The 11,319-nt window shown below is 30.7% G+C and carries 11 protein-coding genes; 10 read left to right on the forward strand and 1 reads right to left on the reverse strand.

The window, feature by feature from the left end; translation table 11 throughout:
• The first annotated feature begins 102 nt into the window (after nt 1-102).
• From KLA_RS16635 to KLA_RS16645, 3 genes are all read left to right on the forward strand, one after another.
• Nucleotides 103-519 (forward strand): hypothetical protein, encoded by a 417-nt coding sequence (locus KLA_RS16635; protein WP_034647184.1) that lies wholly within the window; start codon nt 103-105, stop codon nt 517-519.
• Between the two features lie 68 nt (nt 520-587).
• Nucleotides 588-929, forward strand: coding sequence for a hypothetical protein (locus tag KLA_RS16640; protein ID WP_034647186.1), 342 nt, complete (start codon nt 588-590; stop codon nt 927-929).
• A 184-nt stretch (nt 930-1,113) separates the two neighbouring features.
• The gene (locus KLA_RS16645; protein WP_152536866.1) at nt 1,114-1,725 is read left to right on the forward strand and encodes a hypothetical protein; all 612 of its coding nucleotides are present in this window, start codon (nt 1,114-1,116) and stop codon (nt 1,723-1,725) included.
• Nucleotides 1,726-1,997: 272 nt separating this feature from the next.
• Here KLA_RS16645 and KLA_RS16650 read toward each other — a convergent pair whose 3' ends face one another.
• A complete protein-coding gene (locus tag KLA_RS16650; protein ID WP_034647190.1) occupies nt 1,998-2,357 on the reverse strand; it encodes a hypothetical protein in 360 nt (119 codons plus the stop codon).
• Nucleotides 2,358-2,576: 219 nt separating this feature from the next.
• On the opposite strand from KLA_RS16650, the gene KLA_RS16655 reads away from it, so the two are divergent.
• The 7 genes from KLA_RS16655 to KLA_RS16685 all read left to right on the forward strand — a co-directional run bounded on the left by KLA_RS16655 (nt 2,577) and on the right by KLA_RS16685 (nt 11,154).
• Nucleotides 2,577-4,052 (forward strand): ankyrin repeat domain-containing protein, encoded by a 1,476-nt coding sequence (locus tag KLA_RS16655; RefSeq protein ID WP_034647192.1) that lies wholly within the window; start codon nt 2,577-2,579, stop codon nt 4,050-4,052.
• Between the two features lie 6 nt (nt 4,053-4,058).
• Nucleotides 4,059-4,544, forward strand: coding sequence for a DUF2271 domain-containing protein (locus KLA_RS16660; RefSeq protein WP_013621801.1), 486 nt, complete (start codon nt 4,059-4,061; stop codon nt 4,542-4,544).
• A 7-nt stretch (nt 4,545-4,551) separates the two neighbouring features.
• Nucleotides 4,552-6,753, forward strand: coding sequence for a PepSY domain-containing protein (locus tag KLA_RS16665; RefSeq protein WP_034647194.1), 2,202 nt, complete (start codon nt 4,552-4,554; stop codon nt 6,751-6,753).
• A 215-nt stretch (nt 6,754-6,968) separates the two neighbouring features.
• Entirely contained in the window at nt 6,969-8,381 is a 1,413-nt protein-coding gene (locus KLA_RS16670; protein WP_034647196.1) for a P-loop NTPase fold protein, read from the forward strand.
• A gap of 211 nt (nt 8,382-8,592) precedes the next feature.
• Nucleotides 8,593-9,585, forward strand: a complete 993-nt coding sequence (locus KLA_RS16675) for a serine aminopeptidase domain-containing protein (RefSeq protein WP_034647198.1) — start codon at nt 8,593-8,595, stop codon at nt 9,583-9,585.
• A gap of 178 nt (nt 9,586-9,763) precedes the next feature.
• Nucleotides 9,764-10,369, forward strand: a complete 606-nt coding sequence (locus KLA_RS16680; RefSeq protein WP_152536867.1) for a hypothetical protein — start codon at nt 9,764-9,766, stop codon at nt 10,367-10,369.
• A gap of 188 nt (nt 10,370-10,557) precedes the next feature.
• Nucleotides 10,558-11,154, forward strand: coding sequence for an RDD family protein (locus KLA_RS16685; protein ID WP_034647202.1), 597 nt, complete (start codon nt 10,558-10,560; stop codon nt 11,152-11,154).
• The last annotated feature ends 165 nt before the right edge of the window (nt 11,155-11,319 follow it).

Consider the following 11,319-nt stretch of genomic DNA (forward strand, 5'->3'; position numbering starts at 1 on the left):
AAATATTCATACTTGGACTAGTTTGTCTAAAGCCGCAAGAAACAGAATTAATAAAGTAATTTAGGGTTACACAACCAATAACTCTAACGAAAACTGTACAGAATGAAAAATATACTAATTATTATGGTTTTTATATCACACTTTTGTTTTTCACAAAAAAAGTTACAACAAAAAAAATATTTGCACTTTGATGCAACAAGCAAAAAAACATATTCGATTGAAGTTAATGGAAAAATAATTGCAGAACCATATTACTCTAAAGGGGTAAAGAAAAATGGAAATATAACTTTTTATATTTGTAAAGAGATGTTTTATTCTGATAAAAAAGAAATCGACACTTGTAAAATTGAATATTTAAAAAATGTAAAAATGTCAGATTTGAGTACACTCAAAAAAGACGTTAACAGAACAAATCCTTTGTACCCATATAAAGTATTCCCTAACCTTTATTTAGTTGAGAAAATTAGTGACTCAACAATAGTAAAATATAAAGTAAAATGGGAATACTATATAGAATAAATACAACCTTAACTCGAATGATTGTTTTGCAACATACAGTTTACAATTAGTAAGAACTAATCAATAGAATGAAAAATAAATTAATTATCCTCTGCTTTCTACTTATTTTAACTTCTTGTTTTGAGAAAAGTGTAAAAGTTAAAATAACGGATTTTTCTAAGCCTAAATACGACACTTTAGTGCCAAACCAAAATGGTTGGCTTGCACCATATTCCAATGCATACTTACAGATTAAAGGAGTGTCAAATGATACAATTAGGATAAATTTTAGTGGTGTTGAGAAAAAGTACATAGGTGCTTTTAAGGATGAATGGAATGTTGATTATTATGGAAACATCAATGTTCCAATTAAGTTTGATCCTTTTAAAGCGAATAAAGGGGAGGTTTCTATTTATTGCAAAATACATTGAAATACAATCCATAACAAAATCTATATACAATATAGGCTTAGAGCTTAATTGTTAAGTTTATAAATTTTTATGAAGAGTGCAAAACCTTTGTGATTTTGGTTTAACCTGGAAAAAAACCAGCCTGATGCTAAAAGTCACAGACAGGCATAAAAAATTAAGCTATATGGTTAACGTATATCAAACTATGAAAAAGATAAAATTGGTACTCTTAATAAGTGTAGTTACTAATCTTTATGTTTCTTGTCAGAATAAAGAAACTACCCTTGAGTTGGAAAGTGTGTCTATCGTTAAGTTGTTATATAACAATGAATTAAAAAATTTTCCTGTTCCGTTACCGCCAGTTGATAGTAGTTCAAAAATTGAATACCCTAAAAAACAATTAACAGATAAACAATTTCTTGAAAACAATTATCTGATTTCGTTTTTTAAAGCAACTGATAATGTTAAAAATGAGGAGGTTTTTACAGCGCAAGAATATAAAAATATACAACTCAATCCTTCTCACATATTTTCATCAAAAAATTTAAGTTTATCAAACTTAGAGGATATTAAAGGTAATAAAATTGCAGTACTAAAAAAGGAGGGTAATTTAAAAATACAAGAGATAAAAAAGAAATATAACGTAATGGGCATAGTTTATGTTTCTGATATACATTTTAATGAAAAGTTAAATAAAGCCATATTAATTTTTGGGTCTTATACTCATGAACTCGCTGGTTACACAAGTTTATTTAGCTTAGAAAAGAAAAATGGAAGCTGGCAAATAGTCTCTTCTATTCACTTATCTGAAAGTTAAATCTATTTTTTAAAGAATTAGGATATGCAACAATATGGATAGAAGAAAACAGACCAAAAAATAGAGACAGAATTAATAAATCAATTTCGAGCTACATAACCAATAACTCTAACGAAAACTGTACAAAATGAAAAATCTAACATTAATACTTTTTTTAGTTTCAACTCTAATTTGTTTTAGTCAAGATAACATCTACAATTGAGTCATTAAAAATTATAGAATTTAGTATTTCTAAAAATTAAGAAAACACTAAAGTTAAAAACCAAAGGATACTAATTCACCAATTCTTGTTCTTCTTTTAATCTAAAGCAACGTTCTTCTCCTAAGTAATTTGGGTCTCCGTGTTTTTCAGACCAAAAGCCGTCTAAAATATCTTTGCTAATACATTTATATACCACAACACCCTTGTACGTAGCATTATCTTCGCCTTTATAATTAAAATTAATTACTAAAATATTGTCTTTAAAAAAGCCTGTACCTAGTTGGTATTGTTCATTACCTATTAACCATTTTGCTTTTATACGCTTATTTGTATCTAAAGCTAAAACTAACGTGCCTTTGTAAGTTGTTTTTTCGGCATTTTGGTTGTTTCCCATAATAGCATAGTTGCCAGGCAAGTCTTCAATGTGCATAGGTATAGTAATTTAATTTTGTAGTAGCTGTTGGTTGCATACAAATGTAAACACTTAAAAGTTATAGTGTACTTAACTGCTGTAATCTTCCTTGTAAAATTGTTAAATAAAAAATCTATTTTTAATCATTCTAAATAAAAATAGTTCTTATATTTGCGCTTTATCAATACTAAGTCTAAATAAACAAATAAGCTTTATTTATTATAAATACACTTTATTATGAAAAAAATAACAACACTTGTTTTACTACTGTTTGTAGGTACTATTGCCGCACAAGACGCAAATGTTTTTTGGTCTCGTGGTTTTTTTAAGCCAAATACTACAGTTAAAGATATACAAGCAAAAGAAGCTGCAGGTAACAGTGCAACTGCATTAAGCTCTAATAATTTTGATGCTACTACAAATGCTATTTTAGCAAATGCATCTACAGAGGTTGTAGACTACTTGTTAAGTTTAAAAGGTAATGACGTAAATAAGGTTACCCATGACGGACGTACTTACCTTTTTTGGGCAGCTATGAAGGGTAATTTATCATTAATGAAAAAGCTAATTAAGCTAGGTGCAAAAACAGATGTTGTAGATGATAAAGGAAGTTCTGTATTACTTTTTGCTGCTGGTGGCGGACAAACTAATCCAGAATTATACGATTTGTTATTGGCAAACGGTGCTAAAATAACAGAAACTACGCCTAAAGGTGCCAACGCTATTTTAAAATTAGTTGGTGGTGCTAAAGACCTTAAAGATTTAAACTACTTTTTAGAAAAAGGGTTAGACTTAAACCACACAGATAAGGATGGACACAATGCTGTAGATTATGCAGCACGTTCTGGTAACCAAACAATTATAGCACAGTTGGTTAAAAAAGGAGTTGCTTATAAAGATACTAATGCAGATGGTAGCAATGCTATTTTAGTAGCGTCAGAAGGTGGTAGAGGCCCTGGTAATAGCTTAGCGTTTTTTAAGTATTTAGAAGGTTTAGGTATAAACCCAAATGTTACAGATAATAATGGTGTTACACCAATACATAATTTGGCTAGCAGAAATAAAGACAATGCTATTTTTAATTACTTTATAAACAAAGGTGTTACTACAACAAAAGCTGATGCTAAAGGAAATACTCCGTTAATGAATGCTGCTGGGCGTAACAGTTTAGAGGTTGTAAAGTTTTTTGGAGTTAAAAATTTAGATGCTAAAAATAAAGATGGCAAAACAGCATTAACTAATGCGGTAGCATATAATAGTGCAGATGTTGTTACTTATTTAATAAACAAAGGAGCTGCTATTGATGTGGTAGATACAAAAGGAAACAATTTGGCATACTACTTGGTTAACTCTTACTCTAAAAGAAACAAAAAAGCGTTTACAGAAAAATGGAACTTGTTAACAGCTAAAGGTTTAAATATGACACACGTACAAGAGGGTAAAAACAATATTTTACACTTGGCTGTAGCTAAAAATAATAAAGACTTATTAGCTAAAATAGCACCATTAAATATTGATGTAAATGCTAAAAATGCAAACGGATTAACACCTTTACATTTGGCTGCTATGACAACTAATAATGTAGACTTAATTAAGTATTTAATTAGTGTTGGAGCTAAAAAAGACGCTGTAACAGAGTTTGAAGAAACGGTTTATGACTTAGCTTCTGAAAACGAACTTTTGAATAAAAATAAAATTGAATTTTTAAAATAATAGAAAATGAAATTTAAAGTAGTAATTATAGCAATAGTAGGTTTGTTTACTATGGCAGCTTTTACAACGGCTCCTAAAACTAGCCAATACAAATGTATGATTCAGTTAAAAAATTATGAGGGTGAAGGTGCTTACGTTGTGGTATCTTTATTAGATGCAGAAGGTAAATACGTAGAGACATTAAATGTTTTGGGTGATGACCCAGAGTGGTACCATGATTTAACCAAATGGTACAACTTTTTTGAAAATAAGAAACCAAGTATAGATGCCATAACAGGTGCTACAATTAGTGGTGGTGAACGTGCTATAAAAGTTATTAAAATTGATGACGATAAAATAGACAGTGGCTATAAAATTAGGTTTGAAACTGCTGTAGAAGATCAAAAATATGTTGAGGACGATGTAACTTTTGAGCTTACTTCTGCAAGCGTAAATAGCAAAGTAGATGGTACTGGTTACATTCGTTACATACGTATGTTACCACAGAAATAATTAATTTATGACATTATCAGTATGGAGATACAGTCACCTTGTGTTGGCTGTATCTTCTTCTATTTTTATTTTATTGGCAGCCGTAACAGGTTCTGTTTTAGCGTTAGAGCCAATTAGCAATCGTATACAGCCATACACTACAGGCGATTTAGACCAAATTACTGTTGCAGAATTTACACATACACTACAGCAAAAGTATGCAGAGGTTATTTCTGTAGAAATAGATAAAAATAGCTGGGTTACGGCATCTGTTATTACCAAAGATGGTGCAGATAAAATAATATATATAGACCCTAAAACAGGAGATAGTTTAGGTACACCTAAAGAAACTAGCCCTGTGTTTAAATTTGCAACTACCTTACACCGTTCTTTATTTTTAAAAGGCATTGGTAGGTTTTTTGTAGGCTTGTCTTCATTATTACTTTGTTTAATAAGTATTAGCGGTATTTTTTTGATCTTAAAAAAGCAAGGTGGTGTTAAAGGTTTTTTTAAACCAATAGTTAAAGAAAGTTTTAATCCGTATTACCATACGGTTTTTGGTAAATGGTTGCTTATTCCTATTTTAATAGTAACGCTAACAGGCGTGTATTTGTCTTTAGAACAGTTTTCTATAATACCGTCTGCAAAAATTGTACACCAAGAAGATACCTTGTTTGCAGAAGAACCAGTTATTCCTGTATCTGAGTTTAAGGTTTTTAAAAATATAAAATTATCAGAAGTTCGTAAAATAGAGTACCCTTTTGCACCTTTTCCAGAGAGTTACTTTTTAGTGCAGTTAACAAATAAAGAGTATTTAATAAACCAATTTAATGGAGATATAGTTAGTCAGGTTAACTATCCGTTTTATGTAATATTAACTTATTACAGTACACTTTTTCATACAGGGCAGGGGAGTATAGTATGGAGTATAGTTTTGTTATTAGCCTCTATTGGTATTTTATTTTTTATGTATTCTGGCTTTAGCATTACACTAAAACGCAGAAAATCTAGAATAAAAAACAAGTATAAAAAAGACAATTGCGATTATGTAATTCTTATTGGGTCTGAAAACGGAAACACCTTTTATTTTGCCAACGCATTATACTCAGAGTTACTACGTTTGGGTAAAAAAGCATATTTGGCAGAACTAAACAGTTACAAAAGCTATAAAAATATGCAGCATTTGGTGGTAATGACCTCTACTTATGGCACAGGAGAAGCGCCAACAAATGCTAAAAAGTTTAAAGCACTTTTAAATACGCACCAACAAGGCGCAAAGTTTAACTACTCGGTTGTAGGTTTTGGATCATTAGCATACCCAGACTATTGCAAGTTTGCTTATGATGTAGATACTATGTTACAAGCGCACCCAAACAATAATCGTTTGGCAGATGTGTTTACCATAAACAACCAAAGTTTAGAATCTTTTAATCAGTGGTTGTTAGCGTGGAGCAAGCAAGAAAATTTAAACATAAGTTTACCAAAAGCTATTGGTAGTAAAAAGAAACGTAAAACCTATGCTTTTACTGTAACCAAACACACCAAGGCAGAAAATAATCCGGACGATACTTTTTGTATATACCTAAAACCAGTAGAAAAAGTAAAGTTTACCTCCGGAGATTTACTCTCTATTTTGGGCGAAAAAGACCAGAGAGAACGTTTGTACTCCATTGGTAAGTGGAATAAAAACGAGCTTGTTATAAGCGTTAAACGTCATCAAAAAGGCAGTGTGTCTAATAGGCTACAAAACCTTGCTGTGGGCAACAAAATAAGCTGTGGTATAGTAAAAAACAAAGCATTTCATTTGCCTAAAAAAGCAAAAGAAGCCCTGTTAATAGCAACTGGTACAGGTATTGGCCCTTATTTAGGGATGATACGCCAAAACACTGCACACAAAAAATTACACCTGTATTGGGGTGGGCGTACAGCAGCATCTTTTGAGCTGTACAAAAACCAATTAGAAACACAGCAACAAGCAGGTAACCTAACCTCTTTACATTTGGCATTGTCTAGAGAACAAGCCCAAAAAATATACGTGCAAAACCTGTTAGCGGCAAACGGTAAAGAAGTTGCCCAACTTATAAAAAGCAAAGGTTATATTTTAATTTGCGGCTCTATAGGTATGCAAAAAGAGGTTACAAAGGTTTTAGATACCATTTGTAAAAACCACCTAAAAAAGCCACTGAGTTACTACCAAAACAAAGGTTATATTTTAATGGACTGCTACTAAAAACAAACTAAAACCCGTAACTGTATGTTATGGGTTTTTTTGTGCCATTTATACTCTTTTTTAACCCAATTACACATTTCCGTAATTGTACTACAAAAAATGTTTCTATATTGTAGGAAAATGTAATTATTGTGTTTATACCACCAATATGGCTGGGTAAACGCAATACATTGAGTTTATTTACTAGTTATCTGCAAGCTCCAAAAAAAAAATGAATGGACATTAAACACTCACAAATTGAGATAGAAGAGGAAAATCCTTTTGCTAATTGCAAACTGGACAGAGAAAAATATTCTAAAATTTTAACTAATATAATCCAATCATATTCAAATGGATTTGTTCTTGCTTTAAATAATAAATGGGGAGCTGGAAAAACGACTTTTGTCAAAATGTGGGAGCAAGATTTGAAAAATAATGAATATCAAACCTTATACTTTAATGCTTGGGAGAATGATTTCGAAAACAATCCATTAACTGCGTTGATGGGAGAGTTAAAATCTCTTACTACCACAAAGACCGAACCTGGGTTCAAAAAAACTTTAAAAAAAGCATCTTCACTCACAAAAAATATTGCTCCTATAATTGCAAAAGCTATTGCGGACAGATATATTGACACAGAAGGAATAAAAGATGCTATTGTAGGCGTTACAAAAGGACTTTCTGACGTATTTGAAAATGAAGTCATAGAGTATGCGAAAAAGAAAAAAAGTGTTTCAGATTTCCGTTTGAGCCTATCTGAATTTATAGCAAACACCAATAAAGGCAAACCTTTAATTTTCATAATTGACGAGTTAGATAGATGTCGTCCCGATTATGCTGTATCCATTCTAGAACAAATAAAACATTTCTTTTCTGTTCCAAACATAGTTTTTGTTTTATCAATCGATAAAGAACAACTTGGAAATGCAGTTAAAGGCGTTTATGGAAGTGCAGATTTAGATGCAGACGAATATTTGAGGCGATTTATTGATATTGAATATTCAATTCCAGAACCCGAAGCAGACGTTTTTTATAATTATCTATACGACTATTTTAAATTTGATGATTTCTTCAAGTCCCCAGAAAGACTTAAGCATAGAGAGGTACAGGAAAATAAAGCAAACTTTTTAGCAACTTGTAAATTACTTTTTTCTAATGCCAAAGTACCACTAAGGCAGCAAGAAAAAATATTTTCACATTGCCGTTTGGCTCTTCGCAGTTTTAATACAAATAGTTACGTTATTCCTCACATATTTATTTTTCTAACCTTTATTAAAATAAGACACAATAATTTTTATGAGAATTTAAAAAGCAAAAGTCTGAGTATACAAGAAGTACAAGAAGAATTTTTGTCTACAATTAAAATTAGGATAAATGAAGAAACAGAAAGACAATTAATTTGGCTTGAAGTGTACATAGTAAATGCTTACAACAATTATTATCAAGAAAGGTATTACAGAAAACCTTTAATGGAAAAAGATTCAGAAACTGGTAAAAATAAAGCCCTAATTAGCTCAGTTGTAAAAAAAGATGCTGAATACGATATTGTTCGTATTTTAGAAAATATCAGTTGGAAACAAGGAACAGGGGATTTAGCCTTGTCCCATTTCACCGATAAAATTGACTTACTAGAAGCTTTGAAAACGTAAAAAGCCAGCAGATAACAAAACCTATAAACAATACGGGCTTCGAGCTTAAACGCTAAAGTCTGCGTATTTTTATAAAGTCGCGAAATCTTTGGGATTTCGCTTTGACACAAAAAAAGAAAAAACAAAACCAAAAGATTTCGCTTTGTGCGTGGCGGAAAGCAAACGCTAGTTTGCTCCTGTACTGTTCATAGCTCAACCGTTACCCACAATTATGAAGAAAACTTTATTGATTATTTTATTATTTTATTTTTCAATCGTTAATTCACAGAATATTTATGATTATGAAAAAGAAATTAGCAATAAAGAATACTATGATTTTAAAGAAATTAACTTTGAAAACACAAATGAAAATATAAAACTTTCTGGAACCTTAATAACACCAAAAACAGTTTTTGAAAAAATAGTAATTATTGTACCTGGAAGCGGACGAGACACAAGATACTCTCATTTTGTGTTAGCTGAAGAATTTTTAAAAAATAATATTGCGGTTTACAGATTTGATGAACGTGGAGTTGGGAAATCTGAAGGGAATTATTCTGATTTAGTGGGAGATTTGTCAATGGATTTAAGCTATGCATTAAAGAATTTACAAAAACAATTTCACGATAAAAAATTTGGAATAATAGGACACAGCATTGGTGGAATTGCGACTCTTAATGTTATTAATAACGATTTAGATTTCGTCATTTTAATAGAAACTCCAATTATAAAAAATGGAGCTTTTCTAGTTAACCAATTTGAAAGGAATTATGAAAATAGTATTCCAGAAGTAATGCGCAAGGGAAAAACCAAAACAGAAATCACGTCATTTTTAAAAGGATATATAGACGTAATATGTAAAAGCACTCCTAATTCTACTAAAAAAGAAATAAAAGAATATATCAGAGAAAAAGGATTTAAAAAGAAATTTATCGTATTGTTAGATGACACTTTTTTAGTAGAAATGGCTAGAACTAATTTAGAAGATACAGTCAAGGGTCTTTCTATAAAAACTTTATATCTTACAGGAACAAAAGACAAAATTATTAATCACGAGCAAGAAATCGATTTATTAAAATCTTTCAAAAACTTTAATATTGAGATAAAAGAATTTGATAGTCTCAATCATTATTTAACTGATAGAAATGGTAAAGTTGGCTCATCACTTTACGAAATGGATAAAGAACCTTTAAATTTTATTATTAATTGGACATTGGAAAAATAACTGTGGGCAACACCGTGTATAATTCATTGCTAGTTTTAGCCTAGTTACGAATCCCGAAGCGTCGGGACTAGCGGAATATTCTATCTGTAATTATTTGATAACTTTAATGCTTAAACCCGCAACTTTCCTTACACAAGCAAGTTGGCATTCATTGAAACCAAGAACACCACAAAAAAATATGAAACTAGGTAAAATAGTAATTATAGCTCTAAGCTTTATTTTGATTAATTGTAATAAAAAAGTAAAGAATTACAAGGACGAAGACAAATTGTGTCAATTAGTATTAAAAAGTTATGAAGATGACCAAAAGTACAGGCAAATGATGGTTGATCCATTTTTTAAAATTTTAGATTCTATTCAAAAAGCAGATGGTATTTCTGATAAAGAATACGCAACTTTTACCGAGGAAAAACAATTAAAATATGGAAAAATTGCCAGAGCCATTGCTAATAAACATGAAAATAATTTTACTGAAAAGCAAGAAGATTCTATTATGGAATTGCAAAAAGTATTAGATATTAAAAATACGAAATTATTAATTGATATTATTAAAAAAAGAGGCTTTCCAAATGACATTACTAATTGTGTTGGACCTCAATTTCCAGCTATGATTTTAAGGCATGCGCCAGATCAATATTGGAATGAAATAAAACCATTAATAACTAAAGAATATAAAGCAGGAAGAATGAATGAAAATCAATTTATAATGGTCTTTAATCACATCAATGGTCGTGAAGATATTAAGCTTACAAAAGAGAAACTAAACAAGATAAAAAGTAATTAATTATCACCTGAAATATCCAAACAACAAAATTCCAACAAAGTGCTGTGGTGAAAAAAAGTAAAAACTCATTAACTTTTCACTAAAACACTTCTGTAATTGCACTAAAAAAATGGTTTTATATTGTAGGAAAATGTAATTATTGCGGTTACTAACTAGTTGTGCATTAATATAAAACTACCATCAAACTAATGGAAAACGAATTTGCTAAAGTAATGTCCGAGAGGACAGATGAAGAATTAATAAAGATTGTAACAGTCGAAAGAGAAAGATACAATACGACTGCAATCGAAGCAGCAGATGCGGAAGTTGAAAAACGGAATATAGACACATCTGAATTCGAAAAAATCCGAGAAAAAGCAACAGCCGAAAAAGAACAAAAACAAAAAGTTGACTCAAATGTTGTTGGTTCTGGAATTCGATTTGTGAATTTACTGATTGACTTTATTGTATGGTTGGTTTTAGCATTTATTATCAGTTTTGTAATCGGACTTTTTGTCCAACCGACTGACCAAGGAATGATTTCACTAATTGGTTATATTTTAATTTTTGGAACTTTTATAGCTTACTATGCGATAATGGAAATTAAATTTCAAAAAACAATTGGAAAGTTTGTAACCAAAACAAAAGTTGTGAAAATGAACGGAGAAAAACCGACTGACGGAGATATAATAACTCGGACTTTTTGCCGACTAATTCCATTTGACCGACTTTCGTTTCTATTTGTGAAAAACGGAATTCACGACTTTTTATCGAAAACAAAAGTTGTAAAAGACAATGTGGAATAAAATACTAATGCCAACATTGTATAACCTCAATTACGTCGTCCCGACAGTTCGGGAGACTATGTCCTAATCTACTCGAAATTGCTAACGTCAATTCTTTACCGAAAATTATTAACTTTAATCCCGTAACTGACGGTTACACGTATTCCAAGATCAAATCCTAGTAAT

The organism is Cellulophaga geojensis KL-A, assembly GCF_000568425.1.
Lineage (GTDB): Bacteria > Bacteroidota > Bacteroidia > Flavobacteriales > Flavobacteriaceae > Cellulophaga > Cellulophaga lytica.

What these genes read in the sequence shown, in the direction of transcription:
- KLA_RS16640 (WP_034647186.1), top strand. Translation starts at nt 588, where the DNA reads ATGAAAAATAAATTAATTATCCTCTGCTTTCTACTTATTTTAACTTCT.
- KLA_RS16670 (WP_034647196.1), top strand. Translation starts at nt 6,969, where the DNA reads ATGGACATTAAACACTCACAAATTGAGATAGAAGAGGAAAATCCTTTT.
- KLA_RS16655 (WP_034647192.1), top strand. Translation starts at nt 2,577, where the DNA reads ATGAAAAAAATAACAACACTTGTTTTACTACTGTTTGTAGGTACTATT.
- KLA_RS16680 (WP_152536867.1), top strand. Translation starts at nt 9,764, where the DNA reads ATGAAACTAGGTAAAATAGTAATTATAGCTCTAAGCTTTATTTTGATT.
- KLA_RS16685 (WP_034647202.1), top strand. Translation starts at nt 10,558, where the DNA reads ATGGAAAACGAATTTGCTAAAGTAATGTCCGAGAGGACAGATGAAGAA.
- KLA_RS16660 (WP_013621801.1), top strand. Translation starts at nt 4,059, where the DNA reads ATGAAATTTAAAGTAGTAATTATAGCAATAGTAGGTTTGTTTACTATG.
- KLA_RS16650 (WP_034647190.1), bottom strand. Translation starts at nt 2,357, where the DNA reads ATGCACATTGAAGACTTGCCTGGCAACTATGCTATTATGGGAAACAAC.
- KLA_RS16635 (WP_034647184.1), top strand. Translation starts at nt 103, where the DNA reads ATGAAAAATATACTAATTATTATGGTTTTTATATCACACTTTTGTTTT.
- KLA_RS16675 (WP_034647198.1), top strand. Translation starts at nt 8,593, where the DNA reads ATGAAGAAAACTTTATTGATTATTTTATTATTTTATTTTTCAATCGTT.
- KLA_RS16665 (WP_034647194.1), top strand. Translation starts at nt 4,552, where the DNA reads ATGACATTATCAGTATGGAGATACAGTCACCTTGTGTTGGCTGTATCT.
- KLA_RS16645 (WP_152536866.1), top strand. Translation starts at nt 1,114, where the DNA reads ATGAAAAAGATAAAATTGGTACTCTTAATAAGTGTAGTTACTAATCTT.